A 24,081-nucleotide genomic window follows, 5' to 3' on the forward strand; every position below is an offset into this window, starting at 1 on the left:
GTGCATGGCGGCTGTCTCGATGCTTCCTGCGACGGCAGCTGCAGATCCTGCGCCGCTTTTCGCGATTGATTTTTCACAGGTCGATCCGGATACGCCAGGCTCGCTTTCCATGCACTATCCAACCTTGGTTCACGACAACGTTGCGCCCGAATCTGTTCAGGTACGTGCATACCGGATAGCGGAGATGGCTGCTGGTTACCCGGCTGTCCCAGACATTTCTCCATACGCTGCAGCAGTTGGCTGGAACCAGGCCGTTACTCATACCTCAACTTCGGCACAACCGACTGACTGGGCCGGATTGGCAGACGCCCTCGCCGCATATCTTCAGGCAAACAATGTCCAACCCGATGCGATCTCCACTATCGATCAATCCGGAACTGCAGCTTTCCATGACGTGCACGTCGGGATATACCTGGTGCTCACAACACCGGTAACGACCGCAACATGGACATACACATTTGCCCCAAGTCTGATCGCAGTTCCGACAGTTGATGAGGGCGGGCAAATCAACTATGACGTGACATCTGAAGCCAAGACTGATAAGGAACCGCGCCCAACGCACGGGGTCGAATACAAGATCACTAAGCATTGGAATGACGGTGGGAACAAGGCTGAGCGCCCTTCGCAAATTACCGTTGACCTGTTACGCGACGGCGAGTTGTTTGAAGTTGTCACACTATCCGCTGCTAACGGGTGGGTATATTCGTGGAGCGACGAAGGAGGACATCAATGGACAGTCTCAGAGCGAGTGGAGAATCTCCAAGGAACCTCTTACGTGACGAGCAATACCCGAGTGGGAGAAACGTATATCGTGACCAACACCAGTCCCACTCCACCTCCGTCGCGACCACATAAGCCGCTATCGCATACAGGAAGCACGAGCGAAACGTGGCGTATAGCTGGCGCCGTGCTTCTCATGGGTGTTGGCACTGTGGCTGGAGTGAAACAGCACCAACGTCGTTCTTCACAGATGGAGGCTACGAATCGTGGCTAAAGTGGAAAGCCTGCAAGGATGGCGCCGCTATCTGGCGGTGATCGGATCATTGACGCTGCTGCTGACCATGCTGGGACTGGGTGTTCAAGCATCTTCATTGAGCGGCCCGCTGGCAGGAGCGGTTCCGGAAGGCTGCCCCGCTGATCCAGCCTCATCTGTGCTGACGAGCCTGAAAACCGGGGATATCGAGGTAAAGACCGATTACGAAAACGGCGGGAACGGCGAAGAGACTATCAAAGATCCGGCACTGGACGGAGGTGTAAGTCGACGTTTCACAGGAGAAACTTTCAGTCAAACCATCGGTATTTCCAACACTGCCGCAGATCCGAACAAGACGTACCGTGTTTACTTCCAGTTCCAAAACACTGAATCTCAGGGAACGAGCGCGACTAAAGCCGATGGACCAAAAATGGGCTACGTATTGGCAGGAGCAGCCTCAGCGAAGCTTGAGGTCGGCACCACTTATTATCAAACCGCTCCGAACACTAATCCCTATACCTTCAACAAGGTTCCGAACTCAGAGAATTTCTATTACATCGAAGTGGCGGGGTCGAATATTGGCGACGCCTTCTCTCTTCCAGTGAAGGTGAAGTACGATTCACCTGCCTCTCCGGGTGGTGCAGTGAGCATCTGGGCAGAAGAGATCGATCAGCCCTCAGGCACTGCCCCTGCGCCGAGTGCAGATACTGCACCTTCATGCGGAATCCACTCTGCTACCTGGGATACCGAGCGTCACGAACTTGAGGCTCACAAAGAGTTGCGAGACGCGAGCAAGGCTGCCGCCACGTGGAAGAGGGAAATAGAGGCCTGGGGCGCACCCGTCGATCCGTCAGTCGCCTTCAACCCGAAGAGTGGCCGTTTCTACATCAGGGGACTGCGTTACCAGGTGGAAGACGCGACGCTTACTGCGGGTAGCAGCAAGGTAGGACAGGATCCGATATCAGGCAAGCTGGTCTACACCGACACCCTGACCTTGCCCGAAAACATCGAGATTAATCCAGAAGTACTCCCACAGCTGCAAAACGCTGGTTACTGGCAGCAGAAGATTCGCGACTACGACAAGCGTGAGGGGTGGAATGCGACTGGAGGCAACAACACCCACTTCTTTTACAAAACCGTCACTGTCAACGGGGTGGAACGCCCCGTATTCGGCGTTGATGCCTCGAATGGGTTTGGCGGAAATGCGTGGAATACCCACACATTCAAAGTGAGCCCTGACGGGCGAAAGATTTCGTTCTCATATACGCCGGTAACCGCCGGAACGTACCTCGCCATCAAGTTCGCCGACGATTTCTTCCTTGTCAAGGAGCCACAGGGGTGGGATCGCGCGACTCAAGGTCCATACGTACCGCCAGAAGATGTCATCTTCAATTTTACAAACAGTTTCGATCTCAAGGTGAATTACTCCCATACGCCGGCAGTGACACTGAACAAGACTATTGAGACGCCGGTCAAACCGGACGGAGCGAAACCCTCGGTAACCAAGACCCACGATCAACCGAACGCCACCTATCGCAGTGGCGACCCGGTGGAGTTCACGATCAACGTGAAGAACGAGGGAACCTCACCCTGGAAAGTCAATGAAGGGCGCGCGGACCAGGGCAAAATCATCGATGCCCTGCCCAGGGGGTACTATGTCAGTCCCTTGCAAATGGCACAGATGCTCAACTCAGAACCAGCTCCGAGTATCAAGGTCACAGACGCCAAATGGTGTACAGCTACCATTGCTCAGCACACGAGTACCTCTGGAAAAGGAACTACGCCGGACAGCCAGCTCGAGTGCACACAGGCAGAACCAGCCAACCTTACTATCACCAAGACTTCGGCAGGTAAGTTTGCCGTCATGCGTGAGGGTGGGAATACGCAAGACGTGGTTGGAACTCCGGAAGCTCTCAACGCCGCGTTGAAACAATTGGTCGTTGGCGAAAATACCCTCTACACCCTCACCTGGGAAATTCCGACGGTAAACGGCGGTCAGGAATACAAGCTCGCGGTCCGCGCGACCGTTAAGGACCAGTCGATGACGAAGGCCGACCCTGACGAGGCGGCAACAACAAACACGGTGAATATCGAAGGAAAAGACGTACCCGATAAAGTCACTGTAGAAAAGGACTTTTCTTTCAATAAGGCCGCGTATATCAACAACACCAAGGTCGAGCAGTCCGGACACGTCATCACTGCGGGAACAATCGTGGACTACCAGTTGACTGTCGAGCGAAGGGGCGGCAAAGCGGACTACAACGCCTTGCCAATGGTTGACGCACTGTCCGGTTCCCAAGTACTGCTCGTCCCGGCTACAAATGCCAACTCGCATCTTGCTGGAACCAACGGGATCACAACCATCACACGTGACGGCTCAACCTACTACGTTCTCGACAAACCAGGAACTTACACGGGAGTAGTGTTCTCTGCCCGGGAAAAGAACGCCGCAGGAGTGGTAACGGAGAAAACATTCGTTGCTGATCGCATCGAAGTCACTCAGCTTGCCGATAAGAAGGGTCTGCAGACAAATACCTACTGGTATATGAATTCGCAGGACTTTGCTAGCCCGTCCACTGTCACAGTCTCATATCGGACTTTGACGGCGCCTGAACGCACGGGATTCGAACCGACGGTGCCAGGCAATCCTGGAGCGATCAACATCGGCGGGATTATGCCCCCTGATACTCGAGTCACCGATAAGACGGAGATGGATCTGTCTGCTCTCTCCTCGGAAAAGCGTATTGTGACGAAGCGGGGTGAAACTCCGGACCAGGACGAAACGGCATCGGCGAGTGCTCTGGCTCCAGGTACCAGCGTGACGTATCGGTTAGGTCTTTCCCGTCTGGGAACGGAACCCTTCCAGCTCACTGGAAAAGACATTTACGACGCATTGCCTAAGCGCCTCGTCGAAGAGCCGTGGACCAAAGACCTGGTCAGTATCGAGATCCCGCAGCACAATGGGCTGACCGTAGAGTCTGGGGATCTGAACGCCTGGCAGATCACCAACGCCAATCCCGCCAACGGCGAAGTGGATCCCACCCAGCAGTTCATCGTGTGGCCAGAAGATGTCAAAATTTCCTTAACGAAGACAGCCTATATGTACGTGACGGTGAAGTTCCCTGCCGGCGAACAGTGGAATGCGTATCGCTCGGCCTACGGGAACCAGTCGCTGTTCAATACCTGGCATGTGAAAGACGCGCAGTCTCAGGTGAGTCACTATCTTGCAGGTGAATCGCGTGCAGAACTTCAAAAGGGTACCGTGGCTACCGGCAGGATTACACCGAATGGGGTATCGACTGAATGGCATGATGCCGATGGCAGCAGTGGCTCAGCATCCGTCTCCGGTCCAGTTCTGGTTCCAGATACGGGGCTGAATGGACGCGTGTTCTACCAGAACAGCACCATAGGTACCGCGACGAAGCAGGTGAAGTACGCGCAATATTACGGCGTTATCCACAACGACGGCGAATCGCGCCTCTACCTCAACGATGTGCAGGACAAACTCCCCGAAGGTTTCATATTCGGATCCGGAATCGGTGACGAAGGGCTTCGGGTCTCCCAAGAGGGATGCGAAATCAGATCTCGTGACAGTTCCCATCCCTGTTCGTCGGACGTGATTGTTTTTGATAACGAGGGAGCATTGGGGTTTGGCTGGCGTCCGCCGAAAACCACCCAGCCCGTAGTGAAACTGAAAGTGCTTCCAGGCGGGAAAACGCAGCCGCCTGAAAGACCGTGGTTTTCGGGGGACTTTATTCAGTACACGAACTGGCAGACCACGCCGGGCAGTGTTCCGGTGACGCTGACCAATACTGAATCATCGGTGAAGAGAGCCAGCGTCCACGCCACGATCAATCCCGTTGATCCAACCCACATCACGTTCAGTTTCGATAATTCTCTTGAGGGGTCGGACCTGAACTATGACGAGTCACGAGGCAAGTACTATCTCAACTCGGGTGAGACCATTGCTTTCGAGTACTATGCCATCGCGGGCGAAAAGTCGCTCACGCAGCCAACGGCGCATAACGGCCTGGCTATGCCTTTTGACGATTTCGCCGGTACCGGGGTGAAAACCAATCCTGACGTGAGCATCACCTCCAAGCCGTTTGCGAACAATCCGCTCAACGACGGTGACCGCTCCATCATTGATACAGCGACGGCCAACTCCACCGGATTCGTAGGCGGAGACGACAATACCCAGTGGCTCACTTCAGGTGTCAATCTTGTACGCGGATCCGTAGTTCCTGGAGTGACTAAGTCCGTGGTTGCTAAGACCGGACCCGACGGGCAAAGAACTGCAAATCCTGCCTACGCTGGATATGCGGATACTCTCGAGTGGGCGATCACCGCGCATAATGATTCCGACCAGGTGATCGAGGACTACGTCATTTCGGATGTGCTCGACGAGGGCTATGTGTTCACGGGTGCAGTGGTCCTGGAGAAATCACAGAATGAGTTCTCCACGGGATACTCCTCTGACGCTTCCGCTACTTCGCCTATTACTTTCAAAGAGTGGACCTACGCCGCCGATGGCACCCCGCAGTCGGCGCAAATAACTGCGCAAACTCCCGCTTGGGGAAGCGTTGGGAGAATTGAAGTAAATGGTGAACCACTAGCGCTGCGTTCGGGTAACGCGATTGCGCATGTGTGGCTTGATACCGTTGAGCAACAGATGAACGATGGGGACGGAAACCCACGGACTGCCACAAAGCTACGTCTCAATGTGCGAGTGATCGAAAGTTCACAGACTCTAAACGCCCCCGGCCGTTCTTACGCAAATAAAGGGTACCCGCTTGCGCCGGGCGAGTTCCTGCGTATGAGTGTGAGTTCCACGAACCCGAAGAAGGACGGCAACTATCACCTGGTCTACAACAGCGGCTACGTCACTCTTCCGGTGGACACGTTCGACCCTGCGGACGTTAAACGCGGCTCGCCGACAACCCACGATATGAAGTATGCCCAGCCGACAGAGTCGAACGAAAACGACCGTTCTCAACCGGACACGACGAAGGCTGGCAATTACTGCTACAGCACGACCACTGGAAGGCTCTGTAAGTGGGCGTCAGTGCCGGACGTGCCCGCAATCCAGGCGGATGCGTCTATTCCGATTGCGCAGGATGCCTACACATCATCGGTTGAATCTGTTGAGGAAAAGGACAATCCAGAGAACAAGGTGACCTCGGGGCAATCGCCGGACTTTATTACGCTGCCGAAGCAGTCGAGCCTCTTCACCTACACCATGGAGGTCGAAAACAATAGGGACGATGCCCTTCAGAAGATGACGATCATCAACAATCTGCCACAACCTGAAGATAAATATACCTTCGGGGTGGGTCCAGATCGATTGAGTGATTTCAAGGTTGACTTTGCGAGTAGTCCGAATCTTGTGGTGGAAGCACAAACAGAGACAGGTGAATGGACTCTCATTGATCCTTCACGCTATAAGGCGGAGTTCTCAGACAAGACCTCCTTCGATGCGACAGATTGGGCGGGAGCATCCAGCGACGCATGGGGATTGCAAAAACCCAGCTCACGCGCATTGCGAATCAGTTTTGACACCCGCGACGGCAGTGAACAACTCATGCCTGGGAAGACGAAGCTTCGAGTGCGGTTCGATGCCAGGATCGCCGCGGGCGAGAATCCGGCCAGGGGAGCCATTGGCTACAACACTTTCGGCTACAGCTATGTAGCGCCCGGCACTCAGGACATGGTCCTGCAGGCTATCCCGAAAAAAGTTGGGGTCCAGGTTCCCAATAGCATCACCTTGCGAAAGTCCGTGGTTGATGCCGAGGGACAACCTGCAACTGCCGCTGTCGATACTAGCTATCGCTTCGTGGTCTATAGCGGAGATCCGATAACAAATGCGGATCTGGCCGATGGAAAGACCATCGGGGATGTCCTCACCGCACAAAACCGCAACTTCGCAGTGGTGACGGTTCCGATTGCCAAGGGAACTTCCGAGTCAGAGCCAATTGAGATAGCTCCGCAACACAAATACAGCTACGCGAACGGCCAATGGGTCGAGAGCGGTGAGCCGTGGGTCTGGAGCGCTGGTGGCAAGTACCACATCGCGGAGATTGACGACGGAGCTGGAGCTACGCTGACGAAATTTGTAGACACGACTGGGCAGACGCCAGTTGAGACTACCGGCCAACAAGAATTCGTCTACGACGCGACCAGGTCGATGCACTTCATGGCGGTCAACAGACTCGACAGGTGGCAGTTGACACTCAGAAAAGTTGACGGTGATACGTGCGCCGAAAACGCTGAGTGCACAGACCCGCTTCCAGGCGCCATCTTCGGCCTCTACTCACCAGAAAAGTCGGAGGCGATGGGCACAGATGACTTCCAGGCGCTTCAGACCCAGGTCGGCGCAAATGTGCCGTCCACTACGGTTAAGAATGGCACGACCTATTTCCTGACGCGTAGCGCAATCTCAGACGACAATGGTTTGGTGGAATTCGCCAACCTCGCCGGCGATGAGTATTTTGTCAGTGAGCTGAAAGCGCCGGAAGGCTACAACCTCAGCTGGGACGGCCGTGTTGTGACCAAGCCCGGAGCTGGACAAGTCTCTGAGCAAATGCTGGTGAAGAACTACAAGCCATATGAGATCCCACAAACTGGTGGAAGCGGAACTCTGATGTACACGGTGGCGGGAATGATTCTGGTAGTGGGAACAGCAGCCGCAATGGCAATGCGTCAGAGGCGCCGCTATCTGGAGGAATGAGGCAGGAGAGCAGAACATCATCTGACCCACGTGAAACAATGAAAGCTCCGCAGAGATGACGGATGATGGGGGATCAGAACGTGGAAGGCGACGCTCAGCTGCGAAAAGATATGCAAAGGGCAGTACCGCGAATTCGCCTGGGCACTTCAGTGCGTATCGTTGGGATCGTCGTGTGTCTGGTTGGTCTTGCTCTTGTCCTCACAATGCTGATGAGTGGACGACGCGAGCCCCGCTCCTTCGACGGAACAGTGTCAGCCATCGAACAGCAGATGCCGACGCAGCGTCACCCAGCAATCGTGGGAACAGAACCCTCCAAACCCCTGTCAAGTGTCAGCGTAGGTCGTGACGACTACGTTGGAATACTTGACATTCCACGGCTTGACAGGAGACTTCCCGTCCTCAGTCCCGCGGACGAAGCGGCCGAAGAACCCATTGCCACATACGGAAATGCTGCAGACGGCAACCTCGTCATCGAAGCCTCCAATACGACTGGAATATTCCGCGATCTCACGCAGATTCCGGACGGAGATGCCCTTTACTTTACGGACGTCACTGGAGCGGTCTACAGCTACCACGTCCTGACAGTGGAATCGATTGAGAACGACGATGTCAGCGCTCTGCGTGAGCGCAGTGACGAATGGGATCTCACGCTGGCGGCGCCATCGTTTTCTGGCCAGCAGAAAACCCTTCTGCGTTGCGCAGCCGATTCTTAAAATGCCTCCGTAACTGACACGAATCGGATATTTGGCCCTGCTATCGTCGAGGCGTGTATTGCGAGGACGCCGAGCGGACAGATATTCTGCGGGCAGACATGCTGCAAGCATCCCGCACGTTCACCGAAGGAAGAGTGCCATGGAAATTTCGCCGTTTGTTCGCAATCTGCCCAAAGTCGAGCTGCACCTGCATATCGAGGGGACGCTCGAACCCGAACTCAAGTTCGCACTGGCCGAGCGCAACGGAATCACCCTGAAAGAATCCACGCCGGACGAAGTGAGGCAGTCCTACGCCTTTACCGACCTAGCCTCATTCCTCGCCTCCTACTACGACGGCATGAACGTGCTGCGCACCAGTGAAGACTTCTACGACCTCGCCCTGGCATACCTGACAAGAGCCGCCGAACAGAACGTGCGTTACGTGGAAATGTTCTTCGACCCGCAGGCGCATACCTGCCGCGGCATTGACTTCCACACCGTCATCAGCGGGCTGCACCGCGCCCAGCTCGAAGCTGAGTCCACCCTGGGCATCCAATCCGCGCTCATCATGTGCTTCCTGCGCGACTTCCAGGCCGAATACGCGATGGCAACACTGCTCGAAGCCCTGCCATACAAGGACTGGATCATCGGCGTGGGGCTGGACTCAGATGAAACGGGAAATGCGCCAGACAAGTTCACCGAGGTGTTCGCCCGCGCGCGTCGCGAAGGCTTCCTGCTCACCATGCACGCCGACGTGGATATCGCCCACTCCATTGACCACATCCGCCAGCTTATCGACACCATCAAGGTTGACCGCATCGATCACGGAACGAACGTTATCGAAGACCCGGAACTCGTGCAGTATCTGGTGGACAGCAACATCGGCCTGACATGCTGCCCTGTGTCGAATACGTGGGTATCCGACGGCTCCAAAGTCCCGCTGATCAAGGAACTGGCCGACAGGGGCGTCAAGGTCACTGTCAACTCAGATGATCCCGCCTACTTCGGCGGCTACATTGCGGAAAACTTCCAGCTCCTGGCTGACGAGTCCGAGGTCGACCACGCGTTCCTCGCCCAGCTCAGCCTCAACGCAGTAGACATTTCGTGGGCTGCGCCCAGTCTTAAAGAAAAGCTGCGCGCACAGATCAACGCCGCACTGCAGTAAACATTCGTGTCTCGTGAGTGGTGGCGCCGCCCTCGTCAATGAGGAACGAGGGCGAGCGGACCACAGCACACGGCACAAGCTGAACCGAGCGCGGGCAGATTTTGTCATTGTGGCTGGTGAGGGTGAATAATAATCGCTGAGCACGTGACATCACGTGCCCCGCAAGATTCGCAGCGAGGCTGGAGGCGACTGAGCATTCGCTGCATAGTGGTCACCGGATCGCAGTGAACCTTCGCGCCTGGAAACAGCCTAAATGTGAGGGTACATGTTGACCACAAAACCAGAGCAGCGTAACTACAAGGTTGCGGCGCTCGTCGGACTGATTGCCGGCCTCTTTTCCGCCATCGTGAAATTCGGCTGGGAAGTTCCGTTCCCACCGCGCACACCCGAACGCAATGCAACCAATCCTCCGCAATCCACACTCGAAATGCTCGGAATGTCACCCGACATGTCCCACACGTCGGTGATCTATAACGGCAACGAGCTTCCGATCTACTCCTTCATCATTCACTTCTCGTTCGCGATCTTCTTCGCACTGCTGTACTGCCTGCTCGCTGAGGTCTGCAAGCAGGTCACTCTGTGGCAGGGCGCAGCATTCGGCATCGTCGTGTACGTCGTTTTCCATGTCATTTTGATGCCCGCCATCGGCATTGTGCCCGCCCCGTGGGAGCAGCCCTTCGCTGAGCACTTCTCAGAGTTCTTCGGGCACATCGTGTGGATGTGGTCCATTGAAATCGTGCGCCGCGATCTGCGTAACCGCATCACGCACCAGCCGGATCCTGAACTGGAGACCGTTGCCGCAAAATAACGCTCGCGAGGGGCGAGGTGATGCTCGCGCGGCTTGCGCCGGCAGCGGCAGTGCTTCCGGACAGGCACGTGACCTGATAAACGTGGGGCCCGCAGTCTACTGACTGCAGGCCCCACGACACTTTCAGCAGGCACACGCCCGGTCGAACCTCAATGGGCCACCCGGCGCGACCTTATTGGGAAAGTGAGAAGTGAACTCACTCGCCCTTGTCGCCGCTAAGTGCGTCCTTTGCGCGATCGGCCAGAGCGCGAGCGCCAGCAGCGGCATCCTCGGCAGCTCCCTTGATCTTTTCGGAGGCGTTTTCCAGAACGTCCTTGGCCTTGCCTTCGGCGTTCTGAACCTTGCCTTCAGCCTCGAGATCCTTGTCGCCGCTGACATCTCCAGCAGTTTCCTTGACCTTACCGGCAGCCTTGTCGAAAGTGTTCTCCAGATCTGACATAGCGAACCTCCTTTGTTATGTGAATTGGTACACGTTTACTTTCTCATTACCAGGCCTCGTGCGCAAGAGAAAAGAGGCAGATTCTCCCATGCGCGTAATTTCGAAGTCAAATAGCGATATGAACGCTCACATCTGCGCCATTTCGTGAGACACTACTGATACGGGAACGCTCGACCTGCACCGTGCACCATCCGGTATTGTGCCTCGCGCGTTCCTGATTTCATGCACATTGCGTCGCGTCATCTGTTCACAGAAAGGACTGTGGTTGTGATAGCGCATCACTCTGCTCGACCTCCCTCGATGATGGATGTGGCGGCAGCGGCAGGGGTGTCGCATCAGACCGTCTCCCGAGTCCTCAATGCCAGTGGAAAAGTCGCACCAGATACACGTCAGCGGGTTCTCGATGCCATTGAACAGTTGGGATACCGCCGCAATTCTGTGGCTCGCGCACTCGTGACACGCCGCTCCGGAACCCTCGGCCTGATCACCACCACATCAACGCACTACGGCCCGACGTCCATGCTGGTGTCCATTGAGCTCGCCGCCAGCCGGGCCGGCTATTTCCTCGCCGTGGCGCCGATTGATTCGTGTACACCTGACACGCTGGGCGACGCGATCGACCACATGCTCGGCCTGGCAGTTGAAGGCATCGTTATTTTGGCTCCCATCGAAGACATTGCGGAGGATCTGGGAACGATCCGCGTGTCTGTCCCCGTGGTGGCAGTGACGTCGGCCAGCACAGCAGAATCCCTGGGCGTCGTACCGGTTGCGGTTGACCAGTATGAGGGGGCACGCCTGGCGGTTGAGCATCTGGTCAGCCACGGGCACACGGCGATCACCCACCTGGCAGGCCCGTCCGACTGGTTCGAAGCCCAGGGGCGCGAAAAGGCTTATCGTGACGTGATGGCTCGCCACGGGCTAACGCCCTGTGTCTATTCCACGCGAGGGTGGGAAGCCTCTGTCGGATTCGAGGTTGGCACAGCGATCGCGAACGGCACCTTACCCACCGCTGTTTTTGCGGCAAATGACCCGCTTGCGCTGGGCCTGATCAACGCGTTCACCAGTGCGGGCATAACGGTGCCGGGCGACGTGTCGGTGGTCGGGTTCGATGATGAGCCGGGCGCACGCTACTTCATGCCACCGCTGACCACGGTGCGTCAGGATTTTCGCGGGCTGGGAGAGGCGGTCGTCACCGTCATGATGCACGCGTTGGAAGGCCGGGCCCCAGATGCGCCCACGCTGCTCACTCCTGAGTTGGTCGTGCGCGCCTCCACCGCCGCCCCGCCTCTTTCTGCGCATTGACGAGGGGAACGAGGCGCACTTCGTCGCGTGGCATCTGGAAAATTGATTGCGTGAAAAAGGTTCCATCCCTGGACACAGTGTGTTAACGTTAACCTCACCGGATCAAACAAAGCAGAAACGGCGTGGTGGCGTGCTGGGGAGGACATCGAAGCCGATGTCTGATCAACGCATGATCAGGTGGGCGAGTCGCCCTCGGCGCTCACACTACGACCGAGACGAATGCTGATGTGGAGGACTCAATGGACGTGCGAAACCCGGACACGTGGAGCGCTGAACTGACCAGCCGTGTAGCCAGGACGCGTGCCCTCGTCGCTGAACTTCATGCGGAACTGCCCAAATGGGGGCTGATCGTATGGACGGCAGGGAACGTGTCGCAGCGAATCAGAGGAGAAGCCGAAGATGGCTCCCAGGACCTGCTCGTCATCAAGCCGTCGGGAGTGTCCTATGACGAGCTGGACGCTGACGCGATGGTGGTGTGTGACCTGGAAGGAAACCTGATTCTGGGGGAGGGCTCACCCTCCTCAGACACGGCGGCGCACGCCTATGTCTACCGGCACATGCCTGAAGTGGGCGGCGTCGTGCATACCCATTCCACCTACGCGACCGCGTGGGCAGCGCGCGGCGAAGAAATACCGTGCGTGCTGACCATGATGGGCGACGAATTCGGCGGCCCCGTTCCTGTTGGCCCGTTCGCATTGATCGGAGATGACTCCATCGGGCGCGGAATTGTGGATACCTTGAAGGATTCTCGCAGCCCGGCAGTGCTGATGCAGAACCACGGGCCCTTTACGATCGGCAAAGATGGGCGGGCCGCAGTCAAAGCCGCAGCGATGGTTGAAGAAGTGGCGCGAACCGTCCACATTGCCAGACAGCTGGGCGAGCCGATCGCAATCCCTCAGGACAAAATCGACAGTCTCTACGCGCGCTATCAAAACGTGTATGGGCAACACAGCAAGTAGCAAGGTCGGCCAGCCACACGCGCAGGCACTGACCACAACATCATGAAACTAAGGAACAATACTCATGACGAGTTTCTATGACTCACGCGAAGTCTGGTTCTTCACCGGAAGCCAGGACCTTTATGGAGAAGACACCCTCAAGCAGGTAGCCGACCAGTCGCAACAGGTCGTGACGCTGCTGAACGAATCCGGGCTGATGCCTGCACCAATTGTGTGGAAGCCGGTGCTCAAGGATTCCGACTCGATTCGTCGCGCCATGCTGGACGCCTCCGGTGATGACTCAGTGCTCGGTGTCATCACGTGGATGCACACGTTCTCACCGGCAAAAATGTGGATTCGCGGCCTCGAAGTCCTCACGAAGCCAATGCTGCATCTGGCCACCCAGGCCGACGTGGAGATCCCATGGGACAGCATCGACATGGACTTCATGAACCTCAACCAGGCAGCTCACGGAGACCGTGAATACGGCTACATCCTGGCGCGCCTGGGCGTCGCACGCACCACCGTCGTGGGCCACGCATCCAACCCGAACGTCGCTCGAAAAGTCTCACGCTGGATCCGTGCCGCAGCAGGGTGGGTTGCCGCTCACGAGCTGCGCGTCGTGCGCTTCGGTGACAACATGCGCAACGTCGCGGTGACCGAAGGGGATAAGACCGAGGCTGAGCGCCGACTGGGAGTATCCGTGAACACGTGGGGAGTCAACGATCTTGTCGAAGCAGTGGAAGCGGTCAGTGACGCTGACATCGACACCCTCCTTGACGAGTACGACGAACTGTATGACATCGCACCTGAACTGAAGAAAGACGGTGAACGCCACGACTCATTGCGGTATGCCGCCCGTCAGGAAATTGCGATGCGCTCATTCCTTGAAGCGCGCGGAGCCAGCGCATTTACCACGAACTTCGAAGACCTTGGAGCCCTTCGGCAGCTGCCCGGCCTGGCCGTGCAACGCCTGACAACAGACGGCTATGGGTTCGGTGCCGAGGGCGACTGGAAAACAGCTGTTCTTGTGCGCATCGCCAAAGTGATGGGTGAAGGTCTGCCGGGCGGTGCCTCCTTGATGGAGGACTACACCTATAACCTTGTCCAAGGCGAAGAAATGATCCTGGGTGCGCACATGCTGGAAGTGTGCCCGTCGTTGACTCAGTCGCGCCCGCGCCTCGAAATACACCCACTCAGCATCGGGGATCGTGAAGACCCTGTGCGCCTCGTGTTCAATGCTGATGCGCGGCCAGGAGTCGTGGTGTCACTGGCCGATATGCGTGACCGCTTCCGCCTCACTGCCAATGCTGTTGACGTCATCGAGCCGCCGCATGACATGCCGAAGTTGCCGGTTGCCCGGGCAATGTGGAAGCCGAAGCCTGACCTGTACACTTCGGTTGAAGCATGGCTCACTGCCGGCGGAGCGCACCACACGGCGATGTCCACGCAGATTGACGTCGAGACGTGGCAGATGTTCGCTGTTATGGCTCAAATGGAGTTGCTTGTCATCGACGAGGACACGACGGCACGTTGCTTCGCCGATCACGTGCGCTGGAATCAGGTCTATTACCGACTGGCGGAAGGCCTCTAAAGCGCGCTGCCGGGGCACCCTCTGCAGGTTTACGCCGAGTGACGAGGGTGCCCGGACGAGTGCTTGAGGGTGCCAAAACGCCTCCGCTGCGCCGTTTAAAAGCCAAAAGCGGCGCAAAAAACTGAGATTCGCCACGAAAATCGCCAAAAAGTGGTGTTGAACCTGACAAAAGGCCGTTGGACTGTTTAGGGTTTTCTCAGTGGTCATGTCCAGTGACCCCCAATGAACTGCAAGAGGAGATATATACATGTCTGTCAACCGTACCGAACTGGTTGCCGCCATTGCTGAGCGCGCCAACCTCACCAAGGTCCAAGCCGATGCCGCACTGTCAGCATTCCAGGACGTTCTGATCGACTCACTGTCCAAGGGTGAGCCGGTCAAGGTCACCGGCCTCATGTCAGTGGAGCGCGTTGAGCGCGCTGCCCGCACCGGCCGCAACCCCCGCACGGGTGAAGAAATCCAGATCCCCGCTGGCTACGGCGTGAAGATCTCGGCCGGTTCGACCCTGAAGAAGGCTGTTTCGAACAAGTGAAGATGATGCCACGTTGACGGTGGCATGATCGGCAACACTGTTGCCACTTCATACGATGTGGGGCAGGTATCGCACGCGATACTTGCCCCACACTCGTCTGCCAGTCGTCAGAAAGAAGCGTCGTTGAGGCCATCCACCCGGCGGGCAGGCACTCCGGGCCGAACCGGCAGAGCCGACGCGCGGCCCCCGGCATCAGGAAACGCACGGCGATACCCCTCAATCCAGGCGCTCGCAAACTCATCAGCCGAACTGCGCTCCACGAGCGCCCACACCGACCCGCCAAAGCCGGCACCGAACGCCGACGCAGCCGGCGCACCCAGTTCGCGAGCACGGCGCTGCAGATCATTCGTCTGAGGAACCTGATTGCCCAGATTCTCATCCGCATTGCGATGCGACGCATCAGCGGCAGCACCAAACGCATCGATATCGCCAACATCCAGCGCATCGAGTGCCTGCGGCACCAAAACGGTCGATTCACGGATGAACGCATCCAGTCGCGTGAGCAGGTCCGGCTCGTCAGCAAGTATGCGGCGCATCTGCTCCACCGCATCTCCGGAGGACGCCAACGCATCAGCCAGGCTGGCATCTGCGCGCCTGGTCGCCTTGTTCCACTGCGTCACAATTGCCGCAATCCGAGCCGACAGTGCGTTGTACGAATCGCGCGCACTGCCCGTCTTTTCCGCCAGGACACCGCTGACCGCCACGACGAACGTCCACGTGTCGTCGAGTGTCACCGAACGGTGCTCCTGGATCGGGCAAAACGAAAACTCAGTGAGCCGACCGTCGTGGCAACACATCATGGCGGTGTGATCCTGCGAGCCACCGAAAGTGCCCACGCCACGCACACCCTCCAACGACCCGAACGATAAACCGTTCTCGCAGCACGAGTAGTATCCGGCCTCATCGGCGCGCGAGTGAATGTTCGCCTTCCACTCTTCACGCTCACGCAGATCGTTGTGATCAATCAAAGCCAGCGCCGACGCCACGACCAGCGCAGACGACGAACTCATTCCGGAGGCCAACGGCAAATCGGAATCAAAGCTCAGGTGCGCAGGTTTGAGCTGGCCGAAATTGAGTGTCAGGCGATCCACCACCGCCTGAACGTAGTGACCCCAGTGGCCGGCAGGAAGAGTGCTCGCCGCACCTGCACCAACCTCAACGCGATCCGGCAGTGCGGTCGTCTGAGCTGAAATGCCACCGTCTGGCGAGTCCCCCTCGTCCAACGTGACGCGAATGCCGCGATCGACTGCCGCGACGATGGAATGGCCACCGGCGTAATCCGTGTGCTTGCCGAACACTTCCAGTCGGCCGGGAACAAACCAGGAAGTCACAGGCGGACCTCGTGATTCTCCAGTGCTGCCGCCACCGAAGCGATATCGCCGCGATTCGACATATCCAGTACGCCCTCATCACAGCGGATCACCGCGTAAGAATCACCATCGGCAATGGCTTGACGTACAGCATCGGTGATCTCATACTCACCGCGAGCAGACGGCTTGATCGTGCGGGCTGCCTCGAAGATTGCCGGCGAGCACTTCCAGCAGTTCATCGAAATCAACGCACCTTCACCCAGGCGCTCAATCGTGGCGGCATCGGGCTTTTCCACCAGCTCATCGAGGTTGCCGTCCGCATCGGCCGTGGCCAGCGCGAAAGCCGCAATACGGTCAGCCGCAATGTTCGAACGCTCCACCATCGCCTCGCGCGTGAAACCGGCAAGACCCGACCCGTCGACCTGTGCGAGCTGGAGCAGAGCATCAACGGGATAGAAGTTATCCGAGTTGAGCACCAGGATCGGCTCACCGGCCGCGAAATCCTCAGCAGAGAGCACCGCGTTCGCCGTGCCGAGCGGTTTGTCCTGGATCGCGTAGCTGACGGTGATGCGCTGTTTGTCCACCGAATCGTAGTAGTCGCGAATTATGTCGTGCTCAGGGCCGATCACCAGGCAAATATCAGTGAAACCGGCGTCGGCCAGGGCGCTCATGACGTGGTCGAGGAAAGGGCGCCCCACCGAAATCATGGCTTTGACACCGGAATCAGCTGCGCGCTTTTGCTCAGCCGACAGCTGCGTGTCCCCAGAATCCTTGCGCATGCGCGAACCGAGGCCGCGCGCCAAAATAACCGCTTTGTGATGTGCCTGTGCCATGTCATCCTCCTGTGGACGTCGAGGCGTGATCAAACCTTCCAGCAAAGTGCCGGTTCCAGTGTAGTGGGATCGCAGAAGGTAGCGCAGGACTGCCTCGGCAATGATGCGTGGAAAAACGAAGGTGGGCAAGATTTATTGAAGTGTCAAGACGAGGAGGGTAAAATGTGTCACTCACTGACAATGATGGAACGACCGCGGGGCGGCCATCGAATTGACGAGGGCGTCCCTGCAGTGTCTGTCCGTTCAATTCAAGAGGACATGATGTCACGAATTCATTTCGGTACAGGTGGCTGGCGCGCGATTATCGGCGACGAGTTCACACGCCAAAACGTTCGCCTCCTGTGTGCAGCGCTGGCAAGCCGCATTAAAGACGAAAACAACGCAGAAAAAGGCCTGGTCATCGGCTACGACAGGCGATTCCTGTCGGATCTGGCAGCTTCGTGGGCGGCCGAAGTCTTTGCCGGTGAAGGAATCACCTGCCAAGTCATCCGCATCACGCAGGCCCCCACACCCATGATCATGTGGACGGTCAAGAACTTGGGACTGCCCTACGGCATGGCGATCACCGCCTCCCACAACCCCGCCATCTACAACGGCATCAAGGTCTTTACCGAGGGCGGCAAGGATGCCAACGAAGATGTCACCGCTGACATCGAACGCCGCATGGAAGCCATTGAAGGCGCAGGGGAAGAACAGATCCCCTCGGTCACCTACCAGGCTGGGCTGGACAGTGGCGCCATCACTGAAATTAACCCCTTCAATGGATATATCGACTCGATTTGCGAACAGATCGATATGCAGGCGATCCGTGAAGCGAACCTGCATATCGCCCTCGACCCTATGTATGGCGTCTCGCGCACCTCGCTGCAGACGATTCTGATGACCGCGCGCTGCGAAGTGGACACGATCCATGACCGCCACGACACACTGTTCGGCGGACGCATGCCGGCGCCGACGAAAGCCACGCTGGACGCTCTGACACAGTACGTGCTGGACAACAACTGTGCGCTGGGACTGGCTACCGACGGCGACGCCGACCGTATCGGCGTAATCGATGACCAGGGTGAATTCCTGCACCCGAACCAGCTGCTCGTCCTGCTGTACTACTACCTGCTCAAATACAAGGAATGGAAAGGTCCGGTGGTGCGTAACGTCGCCACAACCTCACTGCTGGACGAAGTGGCCGCAAAGTTCGGTGAGACCTGCTACGAGGTGCCCGTCGGATTCAAATGGGTGTCCTCGAAGATGCTGGAAACAGATGCGATCCTGGGTGGTGAATCCTCCGGCGGCATCACCGTGCGTGGACACATCCACGGCAAGGACGGCATCTATGCGGCCGCACTGCTGGTCGAGATGATCGCCGTGATCGGCAAGCCCATGAGCCAGATCTACCACGAAATCACCGGACAGTTCCCGCCGCACTACATGGCGGAAACCGACTTTGCATTCGCACCCGAACGCAAGCTCGAAATCCTCAAGACACTGATGGAAGACAAGAAACTGCCTGAATTCACCAGGCCAGTTGAGTCAGTGTCCTACAAGGACGGCTGCAAGGTCTACTTCGACCAGGGGTGGATCATCGCTCGCTTCTCCGGCACCGAGCCGCTGCTGCGTATCTTCTGCGAGATGCCGACCAGGGAAGAAGCCGAAGCCACGTGCGAGCAGCTGCGTGAATTCCTCCACCTGTGACATTCGAACCACGTCACGGTCCCGGGCCCATTGGCACAGGCCGGGACGTGGGCGAACTTCTACAATGAGGGGTGACCCATTCGTCAGGGCGTTGCGTCGCCCTCGTCAATGACACACAACTACGAAGGAGTTGGAATGCTGATCCACGTCGCCTCGAGCGAGGAAGAAATCGGATCCCTGGGTGCAGACCTGATCGAAAAACTGTACGCAGACAAGCCCACCGCAGTGCTGGGCACTGCGACAGGATCATCACCCGTGCCGCTGTACCGCGAACTCGTCGCGCGTCACCAGACGGGCACACTTTCATTCGCCAAGGGACAGTTCTTCCAGCTCGATGAGTACGTCGGAGTTCCGCGCGAACACCCGCAGTCCTACTGGCGTTTCCTATGCGAGAACATCGTCGACCACATCGACCTGCCCAAAGGCGGCCTCAATGTACCTGACGAACGCGACGGCAACACCCTGGATGAAGCCGCTGCAGCATACGATGCACGCATCCGCGAAGCAGGAGGCGTTGACCTGCAGATCCTGGGAATCGGATCAGACGGACACATCGGATTCAACGAGCCCGGCGGATCCCTCTCATCACGCACTCACTCGGGCGCACTGTCACGCCAGACCCGTCAGGACAACGCACGTTTCTTCGACGGCGACCTGGAGCAGGTGCCCACCCACTGCATCACGCAGGGACTGGGAACGATTATGGAGGCCCGTCAGCTGCTCATGATCGCCACAGGTGAAAACAAGGCCGAGGCTGTGAAGGAACTGATCGAAGGCGGCGTGTCAGCGCGCTGGCCTGCCACCATTATCCAGTTCCACCCCGCAGTGACTGTGCTGCTGGACGAAGCGGCAGCCTCTCAGTTGGAGATGGTGGAACTGTACGAAGCGGAATGGGCATCGCGCCACTGACCTGCTTCACAGCTGCCGTACCATGATCGCGGCGGCGAGACTTTTCACACTCAGGCTCTCGGCCCGAATCAGGTCGAGGGCCTGAGCCGTCCCACTTACAATGAAGGTATGTGTGACGTCGAAGCAGTGGCCGAAACAGTGACAGACCCAGGCGAACCCGTAAGCCCGGCAGATCCTGGCAGTCCTGCCGGCGGTGGTGCAGGTCCGTCGACCAGCACCGGCCTGTTGGAACGCACCGAGGTCAAAGAGAAGGAAAAAGACCCCGGTGATGGCGATCGGTTCGCACACTTTGTGCGAAAGGACCGCGTATCCTCCTCGCTGATTACCGGACAGCCGGTGGTGGCACTGTGCGGGAAAGTGTGGATCCCCTCGCGTGAGGCCTCACAGTACCCGGTGTGCCCGACCTGCAGGAAGCTGCGCGATCAAATGGGCAAGAACGGCGGAAACTGGCCATTTTCAAACGGAGGGCGGGGCGGTTCCGGCAAGTGAAAGACCAGGGACATTCCTCCGCTTCACCATCGGTTTCCGCGGCGGCCCAACTTCCACCTGCTTTCCCGGCTCGCGCCGCGTGGGGCACCGCTGGAAGTCTGCGTGCCTGGCAGGCAGCCGCACTCGAGCAGTACCTGAACGCCCGACCTCGGGACTTCCTTGCTGTCGCCACACCCGGAGCCGGAAAAACGACATTCGCGCTGCGCGTAGCGGTCGAACTGATGGGCGCAGGTGTCGTCTCGAAAATCACCGTGGTCTGCCCGACCGAACACCTGAAAACCCAGTGGGCCGACGCGGCGGCGCGCGTCGGTATCCACATTGATCCTGCTTTCTCAAACTCCCAGGGACGTGCAGGCTCACATTTCGACGGCGTGGCGGTGACCTACGCTCAGGTCGCTGCAAACCCGCACGTCCACTCCTCACGTACCCGTGCATTTCGCACGCTGGTGATCTTGGATGAAATCCACCACGCCGGCGACGCGCTGTCATGGGGTGACGGCATCGGGGTCGCATTCGGGGAAGCAACCAGGCGCCTGTCCCTGACCGGCACCCCCTTCCGCTCGGACTCCTCTCCCATCCCGTTTGTGCGATACGTCGAGGGGAGTGACGGTATCCGCCGCTCACAGGCCGACTTCACCTACGGGTACGGAGATGCGCTGCATGACGGTGTCGTGCGACCGGTCCTGTTCATGTCCTATTCCGGTGACATGGCATGGCGCACCAGCGCCGGCGATGAGTACCACGCCCGACTGGGGGAGCATTCCACCAAGGACATCATGAAGCAGGCATGGCGCACCGCCCTGGATCCGAAAGGGGAGTGGATCTCCGCTGTCCTGCAGGCAGCCGATCAGCGCCTGTCACAGGTGCGGCGCGCAATTCCCGACGCTGGCGGACTGGTGATCGCCTCCGACCAGTCGGCGGCACGCGCCTACGCGCAGCGCCTGCGCGCCATCACAGGAAAGCCGGCCACTGTCGTGCTCTCCGATGATGCGGATGCCTCCGATCGTATCGATCACTTCCGCGAATCCACTGACCGATGGATGGTTGCTGTGCGCATGGTGTCTGAAGGGGTAGACGTGCCGCGACTGTCAGTCGGCGTGTACGCCACAAACACCTCGACCTCGCTGTTCTTCGCGCAGGCTGTCGGCCGTTTTGTTCGAGCCAGACGACGAGGCGAAACATCCACCGTCTTTATCCCTTCCGTAGTGCCGCTGCTGGATCTGGCAGGGCAGATGGAAGTGGAACGCGACCACGCCCTCGACAAACCGCATCACGGCCCTGATGACCCGACCGTGATGGACACCAGTGCGGAAGACCTGCTGATGGCACAGGCCAACAAGGTGGAAAATGCGAGTTCGGAACTGACCGGAACGTTCGAAGCACTCGGCGGGGATGCCGAGTTCGACGCAGTCTTGTTCGAAGGATCGTCGTGGGGATCAGGCGCTGAGGTCGGATCGATCGAGGAGCAGGAATACCTGGGGATTCCCGGTCTGCTCGATGCCGACCAGGTGACGACGCTGCTCAAAGCCAGGCAGGCGGAGCAGATCAAGACCCAGCGCCGTCAGAGCGATGCGAAGAACCTGCGCGACGCAAATGCAGGGATCTCGGATCACCGGGCACGCGCCGCGAAACGCAAGGAGCTGTCGCGTCTGGTCGGCCAGTGGTCGCGGCGCTCAGGCGATTCACATGCACTGATTCATTCGCAACTGCGTCAGCGTTGCGGCGGACCGGAGGTCGCGCGGGCAACCACCGCGCAGATTGACGCACGTATCGCTCTTTTGAGAGGCTGGTTCGTAGGGCGCGCATAAAGGTGCCCAGCGCTTTGGGACGACCCGGATGCGGTGATCACGTGGGGACGGCCCCAATTGAAAGGGGCTGCATCATGCATTGGCTCGTTCTTGTTCTCTCCGGCGTTTTTGAGGCAGTGTGGGCGATCGCGCTGTCCAAGTCTGAAGGGTTCACCAAGGTGGTGCCCATCATCGTGTTTATCCTCGGAGCAGCGATCTCGATGGGCGGCCTGGGGTGGGCGCTCAAAGAAATCCCCGTGGGCACCGGCTACGCGGTGTGGGTCGGGATTGGTGCAGGCACGACTGCGCTGTGGGCAATGCTCAGCGGTGCAGAACCCGTGCGCGTGGTCCGCATCCTGTTACTGTGCGGAATCATCGCGTGCGTCATCGGCCTCAAGCTCGTGTCCGGTGACGACGGTGTCGCTGCTGCCGCACCATCAGAGGGTGCACGGGTGACGTCCACCGCCGCCAGCGACAACTGAGATCAGTCCAGCTCCACGTAGCGCGTGGAGACTGCAGCTTCACCTTCAGACAGTCGCCACGCCTGGTAAGGCAGCTCGTTGCGTGATTTCAAGTGATGGTCGCGTGCCTGCTTGAGCGCATCGATGCTCCACAGTTCACTGCGAATCTCACCGTCGACAACCAGCGGGATCTGCAGAGGGCGCGCCTTCTGCTTCGTCAGCTCTTCTTCGGCAGCCTTCCGTGTCGAAGCCGTGACCAGGAGTTCCTCGTAGGCGTAGCCTTCCTCGTCGTAGAGGCGGCCGGCGTACTTGCGGCCACCGACCGTGCTCTTGGACTGCGATTTCTTGGCAACGGGCTGCATGACGCCGTCTGAATCTTCACGAGCCACCATCTTGTACACCAGCGCCGCGGTCGGAACCTTGGACCCGGTCACCAGGCGAGTGCCCACGCCGTAGGAGTCCACGGGTGCCGCGCCCAGGGCGGCTATCGCATACTCGTCGAGGTCGGACGTGACGGTGATCTTCGTGGATGTGGCGCCCAGTGAATCAAGCTGGCCGCGCACCGTGAACGCCTGCGCCACCAGGTCACCGGAATCGATGCGCACGCACCCGAGCTCCTGACCCACTGCGCGGGCAGCCTCAACAGCGTTGACGACCCCTTGCGGAATGTCATAGGTGTCAACCAGCAGCGTGGTCGAGGCGCCAAGCAGATCGATCTGCGCGTCGAAAGCTTCGCGCTCGCTGTCATGGAGCAGCGTGAACGCGTGAGCGGACGTGCCGATAGTCGGAATGCCGTAGCGGATACCTGCTTCCAGATCCGAGGTGCCGGCAAATCCGCCGATCACTGCGGAGCGGGCAGCTGAAACGGCGGCGCGTTCATGGGTGCGGCGCGCACCCATATCCAGGCAGGGACGGCCGTGAGCTGCGATCGTCATGCGGGATGCCGCAGATGCGATCGCACAGTCATGGTTGAGGACCGACAACAGCAGCGTTTCCAGCAGCACACATTCTGCGAAGGAGCCCTCCACGGTCAGCAGTGGCGATCCGGCGAAATAGCATTCGCCTTCCTGGTAGCCGTCGATCGTGCCGCCGAAACGGAAGTCTCTGAGATAATCCAGCGCGTCGTCGGACACGATTTTCTGATCGTGGAGCCAGTCGATTTGCTGGTCGGTGAATTCGAAACGCTCCAGCGCCTCGAGGATGCGGCCGGTGCCCGCAACGACACCGAAACGGCGGGTTGCTGGCAGGCGACGACCGAACAGTTCGAAGACCACTTTGCGGGACGCGGTTCCGCGCTTCATCGCAGCGTCCAGCATGGTCAGCTCATACATGTCTGTTAACAGAGCAGTTGAAGGTGAAGCAGGCATACCCTCAATCTACTCTCTTCTCACCGGAAAGACCCACTCGCCGGCAATCTGCTTGCCACTCAAAAG

Annotated in this window: 18 protein-coding genes; 14 read left to right on the forward strand and 4 right to left on the reverse strand. The window is 58.4% G+C overall.

Annotated elements, in window-relative coordinates; all coding sequences use genetic code 11:
* Nucleotides 1-4: 4 nt before the first annotated feature.
* From AC1EJ1_RS09170 to AC1EJ1_RS09190, 5 genes are all read left to right on the forward strand, one after another.
* Nucleotides 5-994: a Cna B-type domain-containing protein gene (locus tag AC1EJ1_RS09170; protein ID WP_480295731.1), complete on the forward strand. Its 990-nt coding sequence runs from the start codon at nucleotides 5-7 to the stop codon at nucleotides 992-994.
* On the forward strand, nucleotides 987-7,700 hold the full coding sequence (locus tag AC1EJ1_RS09175; RefSeq protein ID WP_480295732.1) for a SpaA isopeptide-forming pilin-related protein: 6,714 nt from the start codon (nucleotides 987-989) through the stop codon (nucleotides 7,698-7,700). The genes AC1EJ1_RS09170 and AC1EJ1_RS09175 overlap by 8 nt, the downstream gene beginning before the upstream one ends.
* A gap of 65 nt (nucleotides 7,701-7,765) precedes the next feature.
* Entirely contained in the window at nucleotides 7,766-8,413 is a 648-nt protein-coding gene (locus AC1EJ1_RS09180) for a sortase (RefSeq protein WP_480295733.1), read from the forward strand.
* Between the two features lie 139 nt (nucleotides 8,414-8,552).
* Entirely contained in the window at nucleotides 8,553-9,557 is a 1,005-nt protein-coding gene (add, locus tag AC1EJ1_RS09185) for an adenosine deaminase (RefSeq protein ID WP_285016130.1), read from the forward strand.
* Between the two features lie 265 nt (nucleotides 9,558-9,822).
* Nucleotides 9,823-10,365, forward strand: a complete 543-nt coding sequence (locus tag AC1EJ1_RS09190; RefSeq protein ID WP_070725672.1) for a YagU family protein — start codon at nucleotides 9,823-9,825, stop codon at nucleotides 10,363-10,365.
* A 196-nt stretch (nucleotides 10,366-10,561) separates the two neighbouring features.
* Here AC1EJ1_RS09190 and AC1EJ1_RS09195 read toward each other — a convergent pair whose 3' ends face one another.
* The gene (locus tag AC1EJ1_RS09195) at nucleotides 10,562-10,804 is read right to left on the reverse strand and encodes a CsbD family protein (RefSeq protein WP_058236068.1); all 243 of its coding nucleotides are present in this window, start codon (nucleotides 10,802-10,804) and stop codon (nucleotides 10,562-10,564) included.
* A 267-nt stretch (nucleotides 10,805-11,071) separates the two neighbouring features.
* Between AC1EJ1_RS09195 and AC1EJ1_RS09200 the strand changes: the two genes are divergently transcribed.
* The 4 genes from AC1EJ1_RS09200 (at nucleotide 11,072) to AC1EJ1_RS09215 (ending at nucleotide 15,170) form a co-directional block, all read left to right on the forward strand.
* The gene (locus AC1EJ1_RS09200) at nucleotides 11,072-12,106 is read left to right on the forward strand and encodes a LacI family DNA-binding transcriptional regulator (protein ID WP_227469163.1); all 1,035 of its coding nucleotides are present in this window, start codon (nucleotides 11,072-11,074) and stop codon (nucleotides 12,104-12,106) included.
* A gap of 239 nt (nucleotides 12,107-12,345) precedes the next feature.
* Entirely contained in the window at nucleotides 12,346-13,065 is a 720-nt protein-coding gene (locus tag AC1EJ1_RS09205; RefSeq protein ID WP_070725670.1) for an L-ribulose-5-phosphate 4-epimerase, read from the forward strand.
* Nucleotides 13,066-13,129: 64 nt separating this feature from the next.
* Nucleotides 13,130-14,638: an L-arabinose isomerase gene (gene araA, locus AC1EJ1_RS09210; protein WP_285016131.1), complete on the forward strand. Its 1,509-nt coding sequence runs from the start codon at nucleotides 13,130-13,132 to the stop codon at nucleotides 14,636-14,638.
* 247 nt (nucleotides 14,639-14,885) lie between these two features.
* On the forward strand, nucleotides 14,886-15,170 hold the full coding sequence (locus tag AC1EJ1_RS09215; RefSeq protein WP_070725665.1) for an HU family DNA-binding protein: 285 nt from the start codon (nucleotides 14,886-14,888) through the stop codon (nucleotides 15,168-15,170).
* A 107-nt stretch (nucleotides 15,171-15,277) separates the two neighbouring features.
* Here the strand turns inward: AC1EJ1_RS09215 and AC1EJ1_RS09220 are convergent, their stop codons facing one another.
* The gene (locus AC1EJ1_RS09220) at nucleotides 15,278-16,501 is read right to left on the reverse strand and encodes a GHMP family kinase ATP-binding protein (protein WP_285016132.1); all 1,224 of its coding nucleotides are present in this window, start codon (nucleotides 16,499-16,501) and stop codon (nucleotides 15,278-15,280) included.
* On the reverse strand, nucleotides 16,498-17,313 hold the full coding sequence (locus AC1EJ1_RS09225; protein WP_285016133.1) for a nucleotidyltransferase family protein: 816 nt from the start codon (nucleotides 17,311-17,313) through the stop codon (nucleotides 16,498-16,500). The genes AC1EJ1_RS09220 and AC1EJ1_RS09225 overlap by 4 nt, the downstream gene beginning before the upstream one ends.
* Nucleotides 17,314-17,574: 261 nt before the next feature.
* On the opposite strand from AC1EJ1_RS09225, the gene AC1EJ1_RS09230 reads away from it, so the two are divergent.
* From AC1EJ1_RS09230 to AC1EJ1_RS09250, 5 genes are all read left to right on the forward strand, one after another.
* Nucleotides 17,575-19,002 carry a phosphoglucomutase/phosphomannomutase family protein gene (locus tag AC1EJ1_RS09230; protein ID WP_285016134.1) on the forward strand — a complete coding sequence of 476 codons (1,428 nt, stop codon included), beginning with the start codon at nucleotides 17,575-17,577 and terminating at the stop codon, nucleotides 19,000-19,002.
* Between the two features lie 135 nt (nucleotides 19,003-19,137).
* Complete coding sequence (gene nagB, locus AC1EJ1_RS09235) at nucleotides 19,138-19,911, forward strand: glucosamine-6-phosphate deaminase (RefSeq protein WP_058236061.1); 774 nt, start codon at nucleotides 19,138-19,140, stop codon at nucleotides 19,909-19,911.
* A gap of 108 nt (nucleotides 19,912-20,019) precedes the next feature.
* Nucleotides 20,020-20,400 carry a DUF3039 domain-containing protein gene (locus AC1EJ1_RS09240; protein WP_082628455.1) on the forward strand — a complete coding sequence of 127 codons (381 nt, stop codon included), beginning with the start codon at nucleotides 20,020-20,022 and terminating at the stop codon, nucleotides 20,398-20,400.
* Entirely contained in the window at nucleotides 20,397-22,208 is a 1,812-nt protein-coding gene (locus AC1EJ1_RS09245; protein ID WP_480295734.1) for a DEAD/DEAH box helicase, read from the forward strand. The genes AC1EJ1_RS09240 and AC1EJ1_RS09245 overlap by 4 nt, the downstream gene beginning before the upstream one ends.
* Nucleotides 22,209-22,282: 74 nt before the next feature.
* Entirely contained in the window at nucleotides 22,283-22,669 is a 387-nt protein-coding gene (locus AC1EJ1_RS09250) for a DMT family transporter (RefSeq protein WP_480295735.1), read from the forward strand.
* A 2-nt stretch (nucleotides 22,670-22,671) separates the two neighbouring features.
* On the opposite strand, the gene AC1EJ1_RS09255 is transcribed toward AC1EJ1_RS09250, so the two are convergent.
* On the reverse strand, nucleotides 22,672-24,015 hold the full coding sequence (locus tag AC1EJ1_RS09255) for a nicotinate phosphoribosyltransferase (RefSeq protein WP_070725661.1): 1,344 nt from the start codon (nucleotides 24,013-24,015) through the stop codon (nucleotides 22,672-22,674).
* Nucleotides 24,016-24,081: the final 66 nt, after the last annotated feature.

It is taken from the genome of Pauljensenia sp. C0170B4, assembly GCF_056590235.1.